At 56.2% G+C, this 20,059-nt stretch carries 21 protein-coding genes and 1 pseudogene; 9 read left to right on the top strand and 13 right to left on the bottom strand.

The features are described 5' to 3' along the window. Window positions 1-86: 86 nt before the first annotated feature. From BLR97_RS13380 to BLR97_RS13370, 3 genes and pseudogenes are all read left to right on the top strand, one after another. Window positions 87-650: a sigma-70 family RNA polymerase sigma factor gene (locus BLR97_RS13380; RefSeq protein ID WP_089707030.1), complete on the top strand. Its 564-nt coding sequence runs from the start codon at window positions 87-89 to the stop codon at window positions 648-650. Further along, entirely contained in the window at window positions 629-1,339 is a 711-nt protein-coding gene (locus tag BLR97_RS13375) for an anti-sigma factor (protein ID WP_089707029.1), read from the top strand. The genes BLR97_RS13380 and BLR97_RS13375 overlap by 22 nt, the downstream gene beginning before the upstream one ends. Before the next feature lie 81 nt (window positions 1,340-1,420). Beyond that, a pseudogene (locus BLR97_RS13370) lies at window positions 1,421-1,621 on the top strand (DNA-3-methyladenine glycosylase I); the annotation flags it as partial. An 8-nt stretch (window positions 1,622-1,629) separates the two neighbouring features. Here the strand turns inward: BLR97_RS13370 and BLR97_RS13365 are convergent. Continuing rightward, window positions 1,630-2,247: a class I SAM-dependent methyltransferase gene (locus tag BLR97_RS13365; RefSeq protein ID WP_089707028.1), complete on the bottom strand. Its 618-nt coding sequence runs from the start codon at window positions 2,245-2,247 to the stop codon at window positions 1,630-1,632. Between the two features lie 40 nt (window positions 2,248-2,287). Next, window positions 2,288-3,730 carry an aminotransferase-like domain-containing protein gene (locus BLR97_RS13360; RefSeq protein ID WP_089707027.1) on the bottom strand — a complete coding sequence of 481 codons (1,443 nt, stop codon included), beginning with the start codon at window positions 3,728-3,730 and terminating at the stop codon, window positions 2,288-2,290. A 168-nt stretch (window positions 3,731-3,898) separates the two neighbouring features. Between BLR97_RS13360 and BLR97_RS13355 the strand changes: the two genes are divergently transcribed. Then, window positions 3,899-4,099, top strand: coding sequence for a DUF1127 domain-containing protein (locus BLR97_RS13355; RefSeq protein WP_089707026.1), 201 nt, complete (start codon window positions 3,899-3,901; stop codon window positions 4,097-4,099). Further along, entirely contained in the window at window positions 4,086-4,958 is an 873-nt protein-coding gene (locus BLR97_RS13350; RefSeq protein ID WP_089707025.1) for a PhzF family phenazine biosynthesis protein, read from the top strand. The genes BLR97_RS13355 and BLR97_RS13350 overlap by 14 nt, the downstream gene beginning before the upstream one ends. A gap of 80 nt (window positions 4,959-5,038) precedes the next feature. On the opposite strand, the gene BLR97_RS13345 is transcribed toward BLR97_RS13350, so the two are convergent. The 3 genes from BLR97_RS13345 to BLR97_RS13335 all read right to left on the bottom strand — a co-directional run bounded on the left by BLR97_RS13345 (window position 5,039) and on the right by BLR97_RS13335 (window position 7,182). After that, window positions 5,039-5,443, bottom strand: a complete 405-nt coding sequence (locus BLR97_RS13345) for an Hsp20/alpha crystallin family protein (RefSeq protein WP_089707024.1) — start codon at window positions 5,441-5,443, stop codon at window positions 5,039-5,041. A 36-nt stretch (window positions 5,444-5,479) separates the two neighbouring features. Next, window positions 5,480-5,941, bottom strand: coding sequence for an Hsp20/alpha crystallin family protein (locus BLR97_RS13340; protein ID WP_089707023.1), 462 nt, complete (start codon window positions 5,939-5,941; stop codon window positions 5,480-5,482). Between the two features lie 188 nt (window positions 5,942-6,129). Then, the gene (locus tag BLR97_RS13335; protein WP_089707022.1) at window positions 6,130-7,182 is read right to left on the bottom strand and encodes a class I fructose-bisphosphate aldolase; all 1,053 of its coding nucleotides are present in this window, start codon (window positions 7,180-7,182) and stop codon (window positions 6,130-6,132) included. 232 nt (window positions 7,183-7,414) lie between these two features. On the opposite strand from BLR97_RS13335, the gene BLR97_RS13330 reads away from it, so the two are divergent. Both BLR97_RS13330 and BLR97_RS13325 read left to right on the top strand, forming a co-directional pair. After that, window positions 7,415-7,990: a histidine phosphatase family protein gene (locus BLR97_RS13330; protein ID WP_089707021.1), complete on the top strand. Its 576-nt coding sequence runs from the start codon at window positions 7,415-7,417 to the stop codon at window positions 7,988-7,990. 172 nt (window positions 7,991-8,162) lie between these two features. Then, window positions 8,163-8,789: a LysE family translocator gene (locus BLR97_RS13325; protein ID WP_089707020.1), complete on the top strand. Its 627-nt coding sequence runs from the start codon at window positions 8,163-8,165 to the stop codon at window positions 8,787-8,789. Window positions 8,790-8,793: 4 nt separating this feature from the next. Here BLR97_RS13325 and BLR97_RS13320 read toward each other — a convergent pair whose 3' ends face one another. After that, a complete protein-coding gene (locus tag BLR97_RS13320; RefSeq protein WP_089707057.1) occupies window positions 8,794-9,741 on the bottom strand; it encodes a nucleoside recognition domain-containing protein in 948 nt (315 codons plus the stop codon). A gap of 125 nt (window positions 9,742-9,866) precedes the next feature. Between BLR97_RS13320 and BLR97_RS13315 the strand changes: the two genes are divergently transcribed. Then, window positions 9,867-10,337 (top strand): Lrp/AsnC family transcriptional regulator, encoded by a 471-nt coding sequence (locus BLR97_RS13315; RefSeq protein WP_089707019.1) that lies wholly within the window; start codon window positions 9,867-9,869, stop codon window positions 10,335-10,337. Between the two features lie 6 nt (window positions 10,338-10,343). Here BLR97_RS13315 and BLR97_RS13310 read toward each other — a convergent pair whose 3' ends face one another. From BLR97_RS13310 to hmuQ, 5 genes are all read right to left on the bottom strand, one after another. Beyond that, window positions 10,344-10,799: a nucleotide triphosphate diphosphatase NUDT15 gene (locus BLR97_RS13310; protein WP_089707018.1), complete on the bottom strand. Its 456-nt coding sequence runs from the start codon at window positions 10,797-10,799 to the stop codon at window positions 10,344-10,346. A gap of 26 nt (window positions 10,800-10,825) precedes the next feature. After that, window positions 10,826-11,446: a TetR/AcrR family transcriptional regulator gene (locus BLR97_RS13305; protein ID WP_089707017.1), complete on the bottom strand. Its 621-nt coding sequence runs from the start codon at window positions 11,444-11,446 to the stop codon at window positions 10,826-10,828. A gap of 96 nt (window positions 11,447-11,542) precedes the next feature. Continuing rightward, the gene (locus tag BLR97_RS13300) at window positions 11,543-13,039 is read right to left on the bottom strand and encodes a CoA-acylating methylmalonate-semialdehyde dehydrogenase (RefSeq protein ID WP_089707016.1); all 1,497 of its coding nucleotides are present in this window, start codon (window positions 13,037-13,039) and stop codon (window positions 11,543-11,545) included. A gap of 20 nt (window positions 13,040-13,059) precedes the next feature. Next, window positions 13,060-14,433 carry an omega-aminotransferase AptA gene (aptA, locus tag BLR97_RS13295; protein ID WP_089707015.1) on the bottom strand — a complete coding sequence of 458 codons (1,374 nt, stop codon included), beginning with the start codon at window positions 14,431-14,433 and terminating at the stop codon, window positions 13,060-13,062. A 114-nt stretch (window positions 14,434-14,547) separates the two neighbouring features. After that, the gene (gene hmuQ / locus BLR97_RS13290) at window positions 14,548-14,850 is read right to left on the bottom strand and encodes a heme-degrading protein HmuQ (protein WP_089707014.1); all 303 of its coding nucleotides are present in this window, start codon (window positions 14,848-14,850) and stop codon (window positions 14,548-14,550) included. A gap of 117 nt (window positions 14,851-14,967) precedes the next feature. Here hmuQ and BLR97_RS13285 point away from each other — a divergent pair, with 117 nt between their 5' ends. Then, complete coding sequence (locus BLR97_RS13285; RefSeq protein WP_089707013.1) at window positions 14,968-16,548, top strand: FAD-binding domain-containing protein; 1,581 nt, start codon at window positions 14,968-14,970, stop codon at window positions 16,546-16,548. An 868-nt stretch (window positions 16,549-17,416) separates the two neighbouring features. Here BLR97_RS13285 and BLR97_RS13275 read toward each other — a convergent pair. After that, window positions 17,417-18,418, bottom strand: a complete 1,002-nt coding sequence (locus BLR97_RS13275; protein WP_089707011.1) for a hypothetical protein — start codon at window positions 18,416-18,418, stop codon at window positions 17,417-17,419. A 366-nt stretch (window positions 18,419-18,784) separates the two neighbouring features. Next, the gene (gene gabT, locus BLR97_RS13270) at window positions 18,785-20,059 is read right to left on the bottom strand and encodes a 4-aminobutyrate--2-oxoglutarate transaminase (RefSeq protein ID WP_089707010.1); all 1,275 of its coding nucleotides are present in this window, start codon (window positions 20,057-20,059) and stop codon (window positions 18,785-18,787) included.

Genomic DNA, 20,059 nt, shown 5'->3' with positions numbered 1-20,059 from the left:
TTACTAGCCGCTGATATGGCGTCTATTGCCTTCAACGCCAAGCTACCCAAGACTGATGGTTCGGTTTACCGCGCAGAGATGTCTGAATGCAAGATGCAACGCAACGCCAGCAGTATCTTATTGAGCAACTAAACGGCTGCGCCCAGGGCGACCGCCACGCATTCGAACGTCTCTATCGTATCTCCAGTGCGCATCTATATGCTCAACTGCTGCGTATAGTAAGAGATGAGAGTGCCGCACAGGATTGCCTGCAAAGTGTTTACATCAGAATCTGGCATGCTGCCGATCAATATGACGCCACGCGAGCCAAGCCGATGACCTGGCTTTCAACACTCGCCCGCAATATTGGCATTGACTGGCTGCGCCGCCAGAAACCACAGGACACCACCACCGATGAACCCTTGTTAGCCACGCTATTGGGCACCGACGACCCTGAAGATGACAGTATCAATCATCAGCAAAACGATAAGCTGAACGACTGTCTCGACACACTCAGCCGTCGTCAGCGCCAGTTAATGGAAATGGCCTACTTTCAGGGGATGACTCACAGCGAGCTTGCTCACTCTCTGTCCCAACCGCTGGGCAGCGTCAAAAGCTGGATCCGCCGTGGACTTGAGAGGTTAAAAACATGCCTAACCAATGGGATTTAAGCGACCCTGACGATCGCCACCTGGCGGCTGGCGAGTATGTACTGGGCGTATTGGATAGCGATCAGAAAGCACGCTTTGAGGCGCTGCTGGCTGTCAGCCATGATCTACGTAATGACGTGGAAGAGTGGCGAGAATACCTGCACCTGTTCAACGAGCAACTGGACCCTAAAACACCGCCCAAGGAGGTCTGGCAGCGCATTACCCAGGCGACCGGCGCGTCACCCTTGCGCTGGTGGCAACGCCTGGGTGCTTGGCAGACCATGGCGACCAGCTTTGGAGTGATCGCGGTGGCGCTGGGCCTTCTTTGGCAACAAGCTGAACGGACCCAGCTACCAGACGGAGAAGCCGTCTTCGTGGTTCAGGACGAATCACGCACGCCAAGCTGGATCATTAGCGCGACTCAGGAAGGAGAGCTGATCGTGCAAGCGGTTCAACCGACCCAAGTCGGCAGCGAACAGACCGGTGAGCTTTGGTTGATTGCTGATGGCACACCCATTTCGCTGGGCCTGTTACCTGAGCAAGGTAGCCACCGTCTGGAACCCAGTGCCGATCTGCGCGCCCAGCTATTCAACGCCGATTTAGCCGTCAGTATTGAACCGCAAGGCGGCGCCCCCGAAGGCCAGCCCACTGGCCCAATCATCGATCATGGGCGTTTAATACCGATGCGCGGAAGCACCCTGAACTTATGATGCTTAGGATATTGCCAAGTTGCGCTCAATGCCCGGCTTTAGCGCCCCGATGGACACCCCCGCCGCCAGTAGTGTGGCGGCGCGCCGCAAACCCAGACCACCTCGCCTGAATCCAACGCACTAGCCAGGGCGTTAAAAAAGCGAGGCTGGAAATTCGTTGGGCCAACTATCGTTTTTGCGTTTATACAGGCGATGGGGCTGCTCAACGATCACTCGCTCGGCTGCTTTACGCGTGAACGTATCGAGCACGCAAGGCAGCAATTTCAACGGCCTGTTAAATGAAGGCGTCGTTACATCATTTTCTTACAAAGGCAGTATATAAACTTTTGTTCACTGCCATCAGGCGTTTGGTGTGACTCTTTTTCGTGACCGATAAGCTCGAACGGTTCACCAAACTCTGAGTGCAATTCGCCAGCGCTGTAGCGCATCACGGGGAGCCCGCTGCATTGGGTTGGGCCATCTTCGGCAAAGGTAGCCACCATCACAAGACCGCCCGGTTTAACAGCCCCCATCACTTTTTGTACATAACGATGACGCTCTTCCTCACTCGTGAGGAAATGGAAAACGGCGCGATCGTGCCAAACATCATAGCCATGCTCACGAAACTCAGCCTCCAGCACATTTTCTTCACGCCATATGACGTGTGAGGCACGCTTGCCAAGGCGTTCTTTTGCTGTGGCCAGCGCGGATGAGGATAAATCCAGCACGGTAATTTTTTCATAATCAAGCGCTAGCAAGTCATCCACCAGCGTTGAGGCACCACCACCTACATCAATGATTGAAGCTGATGTGGGAATGTCAGCATTGCGAATGAGCTTTACGGAAAGTGCCGCATGCTCCTGAAACCAACTGACCTCTGTGGACGCCTTCTTGGTGTATACCCCTTCCCAGTGTTCTTTGGATTGCATGATGGCTCTCCCATGGTATTAAACAGCTAGTGTTGCCCCATCACCCTACCTCCACCGCATGCTCCTGCGCTTCTTCCACCATCTCGGTAGCAAGCTCGCCGACAATGCGCACGCCGTCTTCGATGGCAGGTGTTAGCGTAAACGCATAGTTCAGGCGCAGACACTGGCGAAACTTACCCGAGGCTGAAAATAGCGACCCCGGCGCCACGTGAATAGCACGCTGCGCCAGGCGTTCGTTCAGGCGCACACAGTCCACGGCAGCGGGTAGCTCTACCCATAGCAAGAAACTGCCCTGTGGGTAGCTGATACCCGTTCCCTGGGGAAAGTAGCGCTGCACCCAACTGATCATGATATCCCGCTGACGCTGATACTGGCGGGTGGCGTAACGGACGTGTCGCTCATAGTGACCTTTGGCGACGAACTCCGCCACTGCCAACTGCGGCAACGTAGCCGAGGCGCCGGTGGAGACATACTTCATATGCATCGCCTGATCGCGATAACGCCCCGGCGCCAGCCACCCAACCCGCAGCCCTGGACCCACCGTTTTGGAAAAACCGCTGCATAGCATCACGCGCCCATCGTCATCGAAAGATTTCACCGTGCGCGGCCTAGGCAGAGTAAATGACAAGTCACCGTAGATATCGTCTTCGATAATTGCTACATCGAAGCGTTGGGCGAGCTGGAACAGCGCTCGCTTGCGTGCTTCAGGCATGGTGTAGCCCAGCGGATTGTTATAGGTCGGCGTGACTTGTATCGCGCGAATCGGCCATTGTTCCAGCGCCAACTCCAGCGCCTCCAGACTGATGCCGGTTTGCGGGTCAGTGGGGATTTCCAGCGCTTTTAAACCGTTGGCTTTGAGGATCTGCATGGTGCCGTAAAAGCTGGGCGAGTCCACGGCGACGACATCGCCGGGCTGGGTAAGGGTGCGCAGCGCAATGGCCAGCGCTTCCTGACAGCCGGTGGTCACCATGATGTCATCCGGGTGCAGCAGGCAGCCGGAGGCGATGGCCAGCCGCGCCACCTGTTGGCGAAGCTCGGGGCTGCCGTTCAGCTTGTCGTAGTTGAATCCGTTCAGGTCAGTACTGCGATGCAGGCCAGCGAGGATTTTCGACAGCGGCCGCAGCGTCTCATACTCAAGATTGGGTACACCACGCCCCAGCAGCAACCGGTCGTCGTCGCGCTGAGTAGCGACGAGCTCTAGCACCTGATCCCATTGGGAAATATCCAGCGGGCGCTGGGCAGGGCGAGAGACCGACGGCAACACCGACGGCACCCGGCTGGGTAACACGAAGTAGCCCGATTTGGGCCGAGACTCGATCAACGCCACGTCCACCAACTGGCGGTAGGCCTCCTGGGCCGTCGAGATACTGACGTCCAGCTCCTGACACACCGCCCGAATTGAGGGCAGCCGATCACCCACGCGGTAAATACCGTGCTCAATACGCTCGCGTAGAATGCCAGCGACCTCTTCATAGCGTGTCATACCACTGCCCTCCCTCTCGCCCAAAAAAGATACAGATGTGCTGCCCAACCACCATACAGAGGTATAAAACACTCACTCTGTATCTTAAAAATAGAAAAGTCTATATCTGTATTGTAGCGGCGGCGCTGAGTAATCTGGTTAGGCACATAGCACTCAAGGAGAACGGCCATGCCACGCTTCCGCCTTACCCAGCTTCGCTATCAGCTGCAACACTACCAACAATGCCGCCGCAGCCGCCGCCAGCTACTGGCGCTTGATGACCGGTTGCTAGAAGATATCGGTATTACCCGTGCCCAGGCGCGAAAAGAGGGACATAAACCGTTCTGGCAGCAGACATCGTTTAAAAGGGGCCCCGATGAAAACCGCTGAGTATTACCTACTCGACGTCTTTACCAACCAGCCGTTTACCGGCAATCCATTGGCAGTGTTTCTAAACACCGAAGGACTAAGCACCACCACCATGCAAGCATTGGCCAATGAGCTTAACCTTGCCGAAACGGTGTTTTTAGGTGCCGCCACTGAGCCTAATCACTACCCCATGCGAATTTTTACGCCGACCATGGAGCTGCCGTTTGCCGGCCACCCCACGATTGGCACCGCGCACCTGCTGGCAGAGTTAAAGCGAGTCAACCCTGAGCACACCTTGGTGCTACAGCCACCGGTCGGCGAGTTAGCGGTTAGCTTTGCGCAGGGAAGCGCAACCTTTATCACCGCCCAGCCCGCCACGGTGATGGATAGCCCGCTTGGGCACGATACCGCCGCAACGTTGTTAGGGCTTGAAAAACATCAGGTGGTGGGCGACCCGGTGGTTGCCTCCTGCGGGTTGCCCTACCATTTGATTGAGCTGGCAGACGTAGCGTCTTTAGCGAGCGTTCAGATATCACCAACCACTTGGGCAGAAACTGTGGCAACCAGCGCCGCCGAGCAGATCTACCTTTACGTGACGGATATACCCAACAAGACGGAAACCGTGGTGCGCAGCCGTATGTTCTGTATGCACAACAGTATCGGTGAAGACCCTGCCACCGGCAGCGCCGCGGCGGCTTTGACCGGCTACTTGGCATCAAGGCAGTCAAACGCTTTGCGCTGCACGATTCATCAGGGCGATGAAATGGGCCGACCCAGCGTTATCCACACCGCCGCCAATGGCAATATCAAGCCCGGTTTGGTGACGGTGGGTGGTAACGCGGTGGTGGTGGGTAAAGGCGCGTTTTACCTGGGACGATAGCCAATCGACTCGCAAAAAAGAGTGCCCGCCATTTAGCGGACACTCGGCTTTTTGCTTAGTTTTTACTCAGAGGCCAGGCCTCAAGCTGCCTGAACTTCGATACGCCGCGCGCGGTGGCTATCTTTTTTGGGCAGCGTTAGCGTCAGCACGCCGTTGACGATACTGGCCGTAATGGCATCGCCATCAACTTCGTGACTGAGGTTGAAACGCCGCGCAAAGCGCTGGCCGCGTACCTCGGCATGCAACGCGCTCAGCCCTTCGGGCATATTCAAGGCTATTTCACCCTCCAAGCTCAGCACGTTATTGTCGAGCTCTACTTTCAGCGTTTCATGCGTTACGCCGGGCATATCGGCCACCAGCTTGAGGGCATTAGGCTCCTCGATGATATCCACCGCTGGTAACAGGGTTTCGGTTTCCTGTTGGCGTTGCTCATCGCCACGCTGTTGGAGCGGGGAACGGTTAGATGAACGAACGACGTTATTCATCGTTTATCCCTCCTTATCAAGGTTAATAAACAATCATCAGGCCGCTTGAACATCAATACGCCGCGGCTTGAGCTCCTCGCGTTTGGGCAGCACGATCTCGAACACGCCATGAGAATGGCGCGCCTCTGCCCGCTCTGCATCCAGGCCGTCGGGCAGCGCGATGGCACGCACAAACTCGCCGCTGGCGCGTTCACGACGGAATATTGGGCGCGCGCTTCCATCCTCGTTGCTGCCCATCACAGGCTCGCGCTTGCCACGCAGAGTAAGCACATTATCCTGAACATCGATAGTCAGATCCGAGGGCGCCAGCCCCGCGGCAAACACATACACCCTGACCGTATCGTCGCTACGGGCGACGTTGATCATGGGAAAACTGCCCCGTGGCACCGCGCGAATATCCGCTGCATTACCGTCAGGCAAGAAGCCATCCAGTAGCTGACGGAACCAGTCCAACTGCTGAGGTGAACCGGTTTCGAAACGCTTAATATCGTCAAACATAGCGAACACCTCCTAGCTTAAACAGATGGCCGAAAGAGGCAGCTACATCAGAGAGCAGCGCCTCCTTAATCTGCAAAATAGGAGCGTTCAGACGGTTTTCAAGGGGGTCAATCGCCATTTTTTTGGCTTTGTTTGAGCTGCCAATGGCGACATCAAGTCCAGTTTAGTGGCCGGTGCTATCGCGACTATCAGGCAACCGTTACTTCTTTAGCGAGATAGACATCCTGAACCGCATGCAGCAGCTCAACGCCCTCCGGCATGGATTTTTGGAACGCCTTGCGTCCGGAGATCAGACCCATTCCCCCGGCGCGCTTGTTGATCACCGCCGTTCGCACCGCTTCGCCGAGATCCGAGTGGCCTTTGGAGCCTCCACCGGAGTTAATCAAACCCGCGCGGCCCATAAAGCAGTTGGCTACCTGGTAGCGGGCCAGATCAATGGGGTGATCAGTGGTCAGCTCGCTATACACTTTATCGTGGGTATGACCAAAGCCTACCGCACGGTAGCCGCCATTGTTCTCAGGCAGTTTCTGTTTGACGATATCCGCTTTAAGCGTTGCCGCCATGTGGTTCGCTTGGCTGGTGAGGTCGGCTGATACATGATAATCAGCGCCCTCCTGCTTGAAGGCTGGATTGCGCAGATAAGCCCACAATACCGTCACCATGCCTAACTGGTGAGCGCGCTCAAAGGCCTCGCTAATCTCCATGATTTGCCGACGGCTCTCGTGAGAGCCAAAGTAAATCGTTGCCCCCACCGCCACGCATCCCATGTCGTGGGCCTGCTCGACATCGGCAAATAGCGTCTGATCGTATATCGCCGGGTAGCTAAGGGTCTCGTTATGGTTGAGCTTGAGTATCATCGGAATTTTGTGGGCATAACGCCGCGCCACTGATGACAGCACACCCAGCGTTGATGCCACACCGTTGCAGCCACCTTCGAGCGCCAGCTCAACGATGTTGGCCGGGTCGAAGTAACGCGGGTTAGGTGCGAAAGAGGCACCTGCTGAGTGTTCAATGCCCTGATCCACCGGCAGCAGGCTTAGGTAACCGGTGCCCGCCATACGCCCATGATTAAACAAGCTCTGCATATTGCGCAGCACGGCGGGGCTGCGGTCGCTATCCGCCATAACACGGTCAATAAAATCTGGGCCCGGCAGGTGCACGCTATCGCGGGGCACGCCCTGGCAGGTGTGATTAAGCAAACTATCGGCGTCACTGCCGAGTAAAGCGGCTATATCAGTCATGATGCGCTCCTCTGTCCCTGTATGTAGTACAAAGTAAGTGTACGCCAAATACTGTGACAATAAAGTCTAGCGCATCAATTGAGCATAGCGGAGGCGCCACAGCAATCAGGGCAGGTGGCCACCATGAAAAGGTGGGCTTACTCTGGTGAGCATATTATCCAAGCAGCTACATTACGAGGCTGGTCACCGACCCGGCCACTTCCTGACCCGAAAACCGAAAGGACAAGCCCTTATGTGTGCGAAACGCGTTCATTTTATCCGCCACGCCCAGTCAGAACACAACGCCCGGGTCGCCGATGCCCTAGACGAAGACTTAGTGCGCAGCGACCCAACTCTGCGCGACGCACGCCTGACGGCATTAGGACACAGCCAGGCAAAGGCGCTGGCCGAGGACGTGGCGGCCCTACGCGACATCGAACTTGTAGTCGTATCGCCGCTAACCCGCGCGATCCAGACCACGCTCGCGGCGTTCGAAAATCATCCCGCACCCCGGCTGATCGAGGCACTACACCGCGAGAAACAGGAGAGCTACTGCGATATTGGCCGGTCGCCGCCGTTGCTCGCCGCTGAGTTTTCGGCCTTTCACTTCGACCACCTCGACGATCCATGGTGGTTTGACGGCCCTCTGGACGGCTATCCCTATCCGCGTGAGTCGCTGGATGCCTTCGAGGCGCGCGTTTCCCGCTTTGCTGACTGGCTCTCGGCCCGCCCCGAGAACTGCATTGCGGTCGTGGGCCACGGCACCTTCCTCAACCACCTGACCGGGTCAAACTTTGCCAATGCACAGCGGGTCGAGATGACGTTCTGAGCTGAGCGCTTTGCTTTCAGACTCTCGCTCATCGTAAGCCATCGCGCCAGGGCAATGGGGAGATTATGTCGGTCGGAGGCTCGCCTTAAACACGCTTCTGAGTCGTCTAGACAGGCGTTATCCATTAGGATTAACGCAATGAGTCACTTCAACCCCTTCAGGAGATGCGCCCATGTTGCTTTCCACTTGGCTGCTTTTTGTTGCTGTGGCCCTGGTCAGTATTGCTAGCCCCGGGCCCGCTTTTCTAGTCGCGGTGCGCAATGGCATGGCAGGAGGAGTCAAGCGCGTGGCACTATCATCGCTGGGCAATATCACTGGCTTACTCATTCTGGCGAGTGCGGCTGTATTGGGGTTAGGTGTGGTACTCAATGCCTCAGAGGTGCTGTTTAACCTACTTAAGCTGGGCGGCGCGGCTTACTTGATCTATCTGGGCATTCGTCAGTGGCGTAGCCGAGCCTCTCTTGCGGTCTCTGCAATAGCAACCAAACCAACCCCCAGATGGCGCACCTTTAGTGAAGGCGCACTGGTGGCCATGAGTAACCCAAAAGCGATCCTATTCTTTACCGCTTTGTTTCCGCAGTTTCTGGATACACAGAGCGCTTTACTTCCCCAGTTTACCATCATGGTTGGCACTTTTATGACGCTCTCTTTCGCAACCTTGATGATCTATGGTGGACTCGCTAAAAACCTCTCCCGTTGGCTTAGCAACAAATCACGCGTTAAGTGGGTCAATCGCATGATGGGCAGTGCTTTTATCGGATTAGGCGTCTCTATTCTACGTTTACGGCAGCCTGTTTAGTTGCCTATTTAATATTCGCCGTGGCGTTGGGCCAGCGGGCAATCATCGCGGTGACAACAACAGCAAACAGCAGCCGTGCCCATAAGATGCCCGCTATATCAGCCCCGAGCATTAAGATCAGCAGCGTATCTTCTATAACGCTATGGCAAAGACTGAGAAAACACAGCGCTAACGTGCTGTCGCGCTTGCTAAGCACCCCGTTTTGCACGTCACGAATCAGCAGTCCTGCGCCATAGCTTAATCCCAACGTAAAACCAATCACCGTTACATTAGCAGCCGAACGGCCAATACCTAATAGCTTGAGTAGCGGTAGCAAGCCAAGATGAATCCAGCGCTCCAGGCCGAGCTTTTGCAGAAGTTTTAGGAACACAATCAGCGCTAAAATAATCACAAAAATAAGTGCTAACGTTTCAAGCTGTTCAACCGCCCAACCGCTTAGCGTTGGCGCTGATGAAAAACTTGGCTGCCATACCAATTCAACAGGTGCTTGTAACAAACTAAAATACGAATAGAAGCAGTGTAAGAGCCAAGCAAACAGCAAAGCCCCACCTACACGCAGGACTAACGTAGCCCACCAGGGTACGCCAGCACGCTTGGCAACAGCTCCCTCAACGGGAAGCGAATGACCTACCAGCATCAACGCACCCAGTACCGTTACCTGCTCAACACTCAAAGGCGTTTCACCGACGACTTGAAAAAATACCGCAATAGCGGTGTACAAGTTGGTAAAGAGCGCCGCCGCCCACACAACGCCCATCTGCTCGGGCAAGCCGAGTACGCTCATTAAGGGGGCTAATATCCTTCCCAGCCAGCCGATAACACCCAAGAGCTCTAACCCTTTGACCACGAGCAACGCCGGAATCAGAATTTTTAGAAGCGTCACGTACACGCGTAGCGCGTCTTGCAGTACGCGACTTACTCCAGCAAATAAGTGATAGCTTTTTATTCGCATCAAGCCCCCGTTGCCATCGTTTAAACAACGGTTATGATAATGGGGTTGACGCAAAATCTTCTTTCCAATACTGCACTAACAATCACTATTCGTTCTTTATTAGCGCAGAAAGGACATTTTATTTCATGGACGCCATTGATAGACGAATCCTTGACCAACTTCAGCGTGACGCCAGCCTAACCAACCAAGCATTAGCGGATGCGATAGGGCTTTCACCCTCTGCCTGTTTAAAGCGCGTTAATCGATTACACGACGCTGGAATCGTTGAGCGGGAGGTAGCACTGCTCAATCCTGACGCCTTGGGGCAGTGCTTTCACATGGTGGTAGAAGTCACCATGGAGCGGGATAACAAATCACTCTACCAGCGGTTTTTAACAACAGCGCTGAGCGCCCCTGAAGTGAAGCAGTGCTATCAGGTAACCGGCGAGTGTGATTTTGTATTGATCGTGACAGTCGCTGATTTAGATGAGTACGACCGCTTCTGCGATCGTGTGCTCTATGCCGACGACAATATGCGCAAGTTCCGCACGCTACTGTCGCGTAAGCGGCATAAGTTTGATACGTCTGTGCCGATGGAAAGCTTGCGCTCTACATAGCAAAATTCACTCTGCTTGAGCGATGGGATATGTCTCCCAGCCGGTTGGCGACTCATCGCCAAGCCAATATGCCAATACCGCCTGACTTGCCGCGAATAACGGCGAGGGAAGAGCGTCGGGGCTAAACCAGCGCCATTCAGTAAACACCTCTGGCTCAAGCAATACTGCTTCGGCATCCTGCTTCACCGTAACTAACACTGCACCTGTCACTGTAGAGACTGAGCTACTCAGGTGTTGGGTTATCGCCAGGACCTGCACGCGTTGCCACTCGGTAATGCCTGTTTCTTCTGCCATTTCACGGATGGCTGCTGTCTCAAATGACTCCCCCACATCAACATGACCGCCGGGCAAGCACCAGCACGGCGATTCTCCATGTTTATCGCGGTATCCAAGCAGCACGGTTCCATCCGGGCGAAGCACAATAGCGCCCACCCCGATAACAGGCTGTCCGTTATTGCCCATTAGTAGCTCCTTCCTAGTTCAGCTAGTTAAGCCGTCAGCCCAATGCCTCTTAAAATCACCGAGGTAACCGATTGAACGGCTTTTTCGAACTGTAGATCGTCCAGCGGTTGGTCGTCGTTGAGTAGGTAGATCTGGTAGTCAAAATCAGCGTAGTGCTGGGTGGAAGCCCAGATCATGTAAAGCAGGTAGGAAGGCTCGACAGGGTTGATCTGGCCCGTCTCAATCCATTCGCTGATCTTGGCCTCCTTGAGCTTGGCCCACTCGTAAAGGTTATCGCGCAGACATTCTTGAAGAATCGGTGCGCCCTGCATCACCTCGGCCGCCCATACTTTCGAGCCGTGGGCGCGGTTTCGCGAGTGGTTCATCTTGGCGCGAATATAGCTGGTGAGCACCACGCGGGGGTCATCGTAGAGTTCAAAGCACAGCGCGTCCTGCTTCCACACCTCCAAAAGCTCCAGCAGTACATCCTGATAGAGGGCTTTTTTGGTCGCAAAGTAATAGTGCACGTTGGATTTAGGGATATCAGCCAGCTGAGCGATCTCCCCCATGGAGGCACCTGCGTAGCCTTTTTCGGCAAACAGCTGCTCCGCCGCCTGGAGAATCTTTTTTACGTTGGTTTGCCGAATTTCGTCCTGGGTTCTCGCCACGCTGTCTTCGTCCCTTTTACGCCTGAAGTACGCACCAAAAAAAAGCACCACCGCCGGGCGATGGTGCTGAGAAGATGTCTTAGTTACCCCAAGACGTCAACTCTGATTGGCAGGGAACGAGAACTCGGCCTGGGTCGCTTCACTGACCGATGGCCAGCGCTGGGATACCGCCTTGCGGCGGGTATAGAAGCGCACCGAGTCAGGCCCATAGGCGTGCAGGTCGCCGAACAGCGAGCGCTTCCAGCCGCCAAAGCTGTGGTAGGCCACGGGCACCGGTAGCGGCACGTTGACCCCGACCATGCCAACTTCGATGCCATCGGTAAAGCGGCGGGCGGCTTCGCCATCGCGGGTGAACAGGCAGGTGCCGTTGCCATACTCGTGATCGTTGATCAGTTGCATGGCATCATCCAGACTGCCCACCCGAACCACGCAGAGCACCGGCCCGAAGATCTCTTCCTGGTAAATGCGCATCTCCGCGGTGACGTTATCGAACAGGCAGCCGCCAACAAAGTAGCCCTCTTCATGGCCGGCCACTTTCAGGCTGCGACCATCGGCGACCAGCGTTGCCCCGGCGCTCACGCCGTCCTCGATAAAGCTCATCACTTTATCGCGGTGCTCGGCGGTGACCAGCGGCCCCATATCCAGGCCTTTCTCGGTGCCCGGGCCCACTTTGAGGTGGGCGATTTTGGGCAGCATGGTTTCCACCAGCCGATTGGCGGTCTCGTCGCCCACGCATACGGCGACCGAGATCGCCATGCAGCGCTCGCCGCAGCTGCCAAATGCCGCGCCCATCAGCGTGTTGGCGGCGTTTTCCAGGTCGGCGTCCGGCAATACCACGGCGTGGTTTTTCGCCCCGCCCAGTGCCTGAACACGTTTGCCAGCCGCCGAGCCACGGCTATAGATCTTCTCGGCAATCGGCGTTGAGCCAACAAAGGAAATGGCTTTAACGGCTTTAGCATCCAGCAGCGTTTCTACCGCTTCGCGCCCGCCGTGCACTACGTTCATCACGCCATTGGGGAGCCCTGCTTCCAGGAGCAGTTCCGCCACCGCCATGGCCGCCGCGGGATCTTTTTCCGAGGGTTTAAGGATAAAGGTGTTACCGCAGGCAATCGCCATGGGGTACATCCACAGCGGCACCATGGCGGGGAAGTTAAACGGGGTAATGCCCGCCACCACCCCCAGGGGCTGGAAATTGGACCAGGCATCGATGCCCGGCCCTACGTTGTGGGAGTACTCACCTTTCAACAGCTCCGGCACGCCGCAGGCGTACTCGACGTTCTCGATGCCACGCTTGAGCTCGCCCATGGCGTCTTCGGGGGTTTTGCCGTGCTCTTCGCTGACCAGCTGCACCAGGCGGTCGGCGTTATCTTCGAGCAGCTGCTTGAAGCGGTACATTACCTGGGCACGCTTGTTGGGCGGCGTATCGCGCCAGGCGGGAAACGCCGCCTGGGCGGCGGCAATCGCGCGTTCCACGTCGGCAGCATTAGCGTCCGCCACCTGACGGATCACCTTGCCCGTTGAGGGGTTAGTAACGTCCAGCGTGCGCTGACTTTCAATTAACTCACCGTTAATCAGGTGGGAAACAACACTCATGTTTTACTCTCCGAAATAATTTATGCCAGCGAATCCAGGGTGGTCGCCACCGCGTCGAACAGTCGTTCCAGCTCGGCCTCGGTGGTGCCAAACGGAGGGCCGAACTGCAGCGTGTCGCCGCCGTAGCGCACGTAGAACCCTGCCTCCCAGAGCGCCATGTGCGCATCGCGAGGGCGGATCGTTGGGTCGCCGTCGCGGGGCGTTAGCTGAATCGCCCCGGCCAGGCCGTAGTTACGAATATCGACAATATGATTGCGGCCTTTCAGGGCGTGCAGCTTCTGCTCAAAGGTGGGCGCAATGGCATTCACCTGAGCGGGGAAGTTGTCATGTTCCATCATTTCAAGCGCCGCCAGCCCCGCGGCGCAGGCCACCGGGTGGGCGCTGTAGGTATAGCCGTGGGGGAATTCAACCGCGTGTTGGGGGCCGCCCGCGTGCATGAAGGTGTCGAAAATTTCGCTGGAGGCGATCACCGCGCCCATGGGGATGGCACCGTTGGTGATCTGCTTGGCCACGTTCATGATGTCCGGCGTCACGCCAAAGGCCTCGGCACCGGTGGTGGCACCGCTGCGCCCAAAGGCGGTGATCACCTCGTCGAAAATCAGCAGAATATCGTGGGCGGTGCAGATCTCGCGCAGCCGATCCAGGTAGCCTTTGGGCGGCACAATCACACCGGCTGAGCCGGACATCGGCTCAACGATGACCGCGGCGATGGTGGAGGCGTCGTGGAGCGCGATCTGATCGAGCAGCGCATCGGCGAGCTCAGCGCCGGTGTCCGCCTGGCCTTTCGTGAAGGCATGGCCCGCCTGGAGCGTATGCGGCAGGTGCGTCACATCCATCAACGGGCCGTAATGTTTACGATTAGGGCCGATACCGCCCAGGCTGGTGCCGCCGATGTTCACCCCGTGATAGCCCTTGGCCCGGCCGATCATGCGGGTTTTCTCCGGCTTGCCTTTCAACCGCCAGTAGGCCTTGGCCATCTTGACCGAGGTGTCCGCCGCTTCCGAACCGGAGTTGGTAAAGAAGACATGATCCAGACCAGCCGGCGTGAGGCTTGACACCTTTTCTGCCAGCTTGAAGGCCAGCGGGTGGCCAATCTGAAAGCCGGGAGCAAAGTCGAGGCTGCCCAACTGCGCCGACACGGCTTTCTGGATTTCTTCGCGGTTGTGGCCCGCGCCGCAGGTCCAGAGGCCGGACAGCGAATCGAACAGCTTACGGCCCTGATCATCGATGTAGTAGCGGCCTTCCGCCCCGGTAATCACCCGTGGGTTGGCGCGAAAATCGCGATTCGAGCTGAACGGCATCCAGTAATGCTGGTTAAGCTCGGTAGTGGAGGAGCGCTCTTGAGTCGCGTCCTCCGAGGCTTGCGGGGGTGTTTTGCTTGTTAGTCCAAACATGTGTCCAGCTCCATCGCTATGCGGCATTACCTCAGCATGCGCCACTGAACACGTTTATAAAATTACGCTTTTCTTTTGTTCACGTTAGAGAATCTATACGTAATGCCAGGCGCCTTACAGCACCACCTCATAGCCCTCGAACTTGGGCGGCCCCAGATAAATACCTTCGGGCGCCTTGGCGTTGGCATGAGCCTTGCGAAACGCGTCTGACTTGGTCCAGTCGCGGAAGGCCTCTTCCGATTCCCACACGCTGTGAGAGATAAACACGGTGTGATCGTCCTGGCTTTCGCCCTGGAGCATCTGGAACTGCTTGAAACCCGGCACTTCATCCAGGTGAGAGTCGCGGTTGCGCCACACTTCTAAAAAGTCTTCTTCGCGGCCTGGGGCAATCCGAAAACGGTTCATCGCGATATACATCAATACTCTCCCGTTGATAAATCCGCCTGTTGATAAGGGACAGCGCGCTTACGCCTGCCGTGGCTTGATGGTAACGTCATGGCGTAACGGCGGATAGCCCTTTCCCCACGGCGAGCTATGGCGAATACCCACCTTCACGTTGTCTGGTTCAAGCGCGACCTGCGAGTGCATGACCATGAACCGCTAGCGAATGCAGCCGAGGCGGGCCCTGTGCTGCCGGTTTTCGCGATCGAACCCGGCCAGTGGCAGGCGCCAGACAGCGCGCTGCGCCACTGGCAGTTTGCCGCTGACTCGCTTATCGACCTTTCCCATGCCCTAGGGACACTCGGCCTGCCGCTGTGTATCTGGCAGGGTAATATGGTCGATCTGCTGGACGCTCTGAAAGCCCATTACGGCTACATCACCCTGCACTCCCACCAGGAAACCGGCAACGCCTGGAGCTTTGCGCGCGACAAAGACGTTCATAGCTGGTGCCGACAGCACAACGTTACCTGGCAGGAAGCCCGCCAGCACGGCGTAGTGCGCGGGTTGACCAGCCGCACAGGCCACCAGACCCGCTGGGAGTCTCATTGGGAAGCGCTGATGACGGCACCGACCTTCCCTGCGCCGAAAAACGCCCAGGCGGCTCCCGGTTGGCAGGCTTTCCACCATATTGACGCTGGAGAGCTGCACGGCCTGACGCAGGGGTTTGACACCACGCCCTGCCCCGAGCGCCAGCCCGGCGGTCGCCGTGAAGGGCGTGCACTATGGCGCAGCTTTGTCAGCCAGCGCGGGCGTCGCTACCGTGGCTCGCTCTCGAAGCCATTGCTGGCCTGGGAATTCGGCTCACGGCTGTCGCCGCATCTGGCCTGGGGCACGCTCTCCATGCGCGAAGTAGTGCAGTCGCTGCGCCGCCAGCGGGCAAAACATGCGGAAGATTCCCAATGGTCTCGCTCGCTGCGCGCCTTTACCTCGCGGCTTTACTGGCACTGCCACTTTATCCAGAAGCTGGAAAGCGAGCCGAGCATGGAGCATCAAACGCTGCACCCCGCAATGCGCGGCCTGCGCGAACGCGACCCCGACCACCCTAACCTGACCGCCTGGAAACGCGGCCAAACCGGGGTGCCGTTGGTGGATGCCTGCATGCGCAGCCTGACCGCCACCGGCTGGCTCAACTTTCGCATGCGCGCGATGCTGATCTCCCACGCCACATTTGGCCTGGGGCTGCACTGGTACGAGCCCGCCCTGCATCTGGCGCGGCTGTTTACCGACTTCGAGCCGGGCATTCACTACCCCCAGGTGCAGATGCAGGCAGGTGCCACGGGCACCAACGCGCTGCGGGTGTATAACCCCATCAAACAGGCGGAAGATAACGACCCACATGGTGAGTTTGTCGCCCGCTGGGTGCCGGAATTAACCACACTGCCTTTAGAGTGGCGCGCCAAACCCTGGGCCCTGCCGGAAAGCCTGCGCCAGCGATTCGGCTTTCAGCCCGGCGAGCACTACCCGCTGCCTCACGACTTTGAACATGAGGCGCGGCACTGGAAGAAGATGTTGTATGAGCTTCGCCGTACACCGGATGCAAGAGAAGCCAGCCAGGCCATTGTGGATAAGCTCGCCAGCCAGCGAAGACCACCCGCTCAGCGCGCTAAAAAAGCAAAACCCGCCAATTGTCAGCAGCTTTTGCTGTTTGATGAGGGCGGGTTGGAGGATATGTAGCGGTTGTGCTTGGCTAGGGCTCACTAATCTCTTCGCCAGAAGGCGTGGCTGGATTGGGGATGCAATACGGCATGCCATATGCGCTATGAGTAGGCCCCTGTCGCTTCCATATTACTGATGTTCATAGCGAATTGCTCCAGTAATGGCGTCAGACGCTGCACATCCTGCATCTCGCGTGAGGGGTGGCCGACATGTGCTTACTCAGTTGATAGGAAAGTGCCTAACGCCGCCAGCATCCCCGGCTTTGTAGTGGAGGCGAAGCCGCAACGAAAAAGGCGTCGCCGTGCCTGGCCTGGCCTGGTTAGAGCGGCTACTGCCCCGAAAGTGAGGACAATAGTCGGCAGGCATATTGTTTTGGCCCCCATGAAAAGGCAAATGTATCTGACACTTCGTGCCATCGTCCTTGTGGATGCCCCGTCCCATGGCGGGCACCCATGCACGAACATTCGCAGTGTAGCCCTTTCGCATTCCAGCACGCAGGGGCGCATTTTTGATGTTTTTTGTATAGCTGAATTACGTAGGCCTTACCAAAACGCCTGAGCACTTTAGCGGTGATTTCATCGAACCAAGCAACGGGGACTTCCCATGCCGAAAACTGCGAGTTCCACTTTGGCTTGTGCCGGCGATCTCCTCGAATCCACTCAAAATTATCAGTAGCGTATGGGAGTCGAAGTAACAATGGGTCTGGACTCGACCTACGAAAAACCACGGGTATGTTTTTTTGTTTCCACAGCTCCCGCAATCTGGGATCACGCCAATCCATGTTACCTCCACTGCATGTTGATAGCCGCTTTAACGCCGCCATAATTTGCCGCCTGAATCGCAGCGTAAGTCCACGGTCAAGTTGATGGCCTTGTTAGCTGCTGGCCTATGTACAATCCAGCCCCTCTGGATCTATACGTGCAACTCGCTCGAAGCCCTTAGTTTTTTTGAACGACATATTATGCTTAAAGTTATCCATAGAATCTGATGGGTCAATAGTTTCCAAATTAAGACGTTCTATCGTGCTACGTGACATCGCAACAGACAAAATTGGGGCTTCTTCTAAATGGCCCGTCTTAGAATTAAGCAACTCGTCTACCGCTGTAACAATAACAAGATTATCAGGAATAGCTGAAAACAACTCATTACCTATACGCAACACACAACCACATACGTAGTCTTGATATATTTCGTTAAACTTTCCTTTTGGCATATTTTTAACAGACAGCTTACCGCTTTTAAGCAAACTTTTTGTTTCGGATGGTACTATTTCAGCTCCATGAACATTTATTGTTGCCTCTAAAATCCCATTGTCGTAGACAGAGATTGACAAACTTGATCCGAGATTAGAGATTTCTGAGAATGGCTGGAGATTGTCAATTACTTCAATTTTGGCTTCTGCCTTGCCATCTAAAAGGGCATTAGCTATGCTTACACTTTCTGTCCACTCCTCTACATCTTTCTCCCACCTTAAAATACTAGATTTATAGTTAGCCTCATCTTTCTTAATGGCCTCATCAATTTTTTGGGAAAGAAACGCTCTTTTCTTTTCTTCTCTCTTGAATAGACGATCTATAAGCCCAGGCTTATAAGACTCTAATGATTGACGCGCCTCCGATTCATCATCATTATTCATTTTGGGCTCGATAGGCTGCTTAGATGAAGCAACTTTATTCCAGTCTATTGGAGGGCTGCACTCTTTGTGGGTTGATTGAATCACATCAATATGATTTTCATAGACTTCCACTTCATAGGTAGCCTGCTCTAGATCTTGCATTTTTGCATATTGCTGTTGCTGCCTTTCAAGATCTCGCTGTCTTCTTTTCGCATCTCGTTCTGCAGCGCGAACTGCTGCACCAATCGAACGAACTGTTCCTTTCCATCCCATCTTCGATATCCTTCTAATTGGTTACAGCTAAAAGGTGTTAGAAAGCGTGTCCTATGATTGGATGAACGCGCCGACATGATCACCCAAAAAATGCAGCCTGAAAAACTCTTCAAAATCTATAATTTTTTCTAATTATTACCAGGTTGCATATCCAAAACTCACGCTTCTGCTGAATTTGCCAGCACCTCCACGTTGGGAGGTTACCTGCCTTGCTATTTTCTGCTCCAACCTACCAAACCCAGCTTAGCACAAGGCGATTAGGGCAAATGATCACCATAGGTATGAGATTTCAACGCCCATAAAAAACCCGCCCATCGCCAGCAGCTTTCGCTGTTTGACGAGGGCGGGCTCGATGACGCTTAGATGCTATTCGCTAAGCGCCTCCAGCGACTGCTCGATAATGCTCAAGCCTTCTTCCAATACCTCTACAGACACCGTCAGCGGCACTAGAATGCGGATGCTGTTGCCGTAGAAGCCACATGAAAGCAGGATCAAGCCTTTTTCGCGAGCCTTGGCGCAGAGCGCGCCGGTCATCTGCGCGTCCGGCTTACCGTCACTGTCGAGAAGCTCGAACGCTGCCATGGCGCCGAGCTGGCGGCCGTGGGCCACGGCGGGGAAGCGTTCTTCCCATACCGCGAAACGCTCGGCGAGCATCTTGCCCATCTGCTCGCTGCGCTCAAGAATATTCTCTTCCTCGATCGCCTCGATGACTGCCAGCGCCGCGGCACAGGAGAGCGGGTTGCCGCTGTAGGTGCCGCCTAGGGAGTTGGGGCCGGAGGCGTCCATCACCTTGGCGGAGCCGACCACCGCCGAAAGCGGCATGCCGTTGGCCAGGCTCTTGGCAGTGGTGAGAATATCCGCCTCAACGCCGCTATGTTCGAGCGCAAACAGCTTGCCGGTGCGGGCAAAGCCGGACTGCACTTCGTCAGCGATCAGCAGAATGCCGTGTTCGTCACACAGGGCGCGCAGCGCTTTCAGGTAGTCCGGTGAGGCAATGTAGAAACCGCCTTCGCCTTGTACCGGCTCAATCACGATGGCCGCCGTGCGGTGCGGGGCAATGTCGGTTTTGAACAGGGTGCGAATGGCTTCAAGGGACGCCTCTTCGCTGATGCCGTGCAGCGGGTTCGGGAAAGGTGCGCGGAACACATCGCCCGGCATCGGGCCGAAGTCGTTCTTGTAGGGCAGCACCTTGCCGGTCATCGCCAGGGTCATCATGGTGCGGCCATGGAAGGCGCCGTCAAAGGTGATAATGCCGGTACGGCCAGTGGCGGCGCGGGCGATCTTCACGGCGTTTTCAAGCGCTTCGGCACCGGTGTTGACCAGCATCGCCTTGCGCTCGGGGCCGCGTACCGGGGTGAGGTCGCAGAGCTTTTGGCATAGCTGCACGTAGGGCGCGTAGGAGATCACCGCCGCGCTGGTGTGCATGACTTTCTTGAGCTGCGCTTCGACGGCGGCCACGATTTTCGGGTGGCGATGGCCCAGGTTCAGCACGCCAATGCCGCCCGCAAAGTCGATCCAGCGGTTGCCGTCGGCGTCCCACAGCTCGGCGTTTTCCGCGTGCTCGGCAAACTGGGTGGTCGGCGTGGCCGCACCGTTGGCCACGTAGCGGTTTTTCAGGTCATTCAATTCTTGGTTAGTCAT

Origin of the sequence: Vreelandella arcis (assembly GCF_900103865.1) — a bacterium.
Lineage (GTDB): Bacteria > Pseudomonadota > Gammaproteobacteria > Pseudomonadales > Halomonadaceae > Vreelandella > Vreelandella arcis.
This window is presented reverse-complemented; position numbering and strand designations above follow the sequence as displayed.